This is a genomic window from Erwinia sp. PME.40.26/001, assembly GCF_055556675.1.
Map to the genome: position 1 here is coordinate 1 of NZ_JBVHNP010000155.1, position 274 is coordinate 274.

The window sequence follows — 274 nt, forward strand, 5'->3', positions numbered from 1 at the left end:
TCGGCGAGGTCCTCGGCATCCACGATCCCCACGAGCGATGCGGTCGCGGCGGTGCGGTCGCGCAGCCGGTCCTCGATCTGACCGCGGAGCCGCGCACCAAGCGCCACGTCGACGATCACCGCGAGCACGACGAGCAGCAGCGCGACGAGCGCCAGCACGGACACGATCGTCCGACGCCGGAGCGATCCGGACCGCAGGGCGCTCATGCGCGCTCGCTCAGGCGGTAGCCGAGGCCGCGCACGGTGTGGACGAGACGCTCGCCGTGGGCCTCCAT

1 protein-coding gene is annotated in these 274 nt (G+C 73.0%); it reads right to left on the reverse strand.

The genetic code is table 11. From position 1 onward, the window contains the following. Positions 1 to 206, reverse strand: a 206-nt coding sequence (locus tag ACZ3HG_RS23640; RefSeq protein ID WP_465334802.1) for a hypothetical protein, incomplete at its 3' end; no start/stop codon positions are given. Positions 207 to 274: the final 68 nt, after the last annotated feature.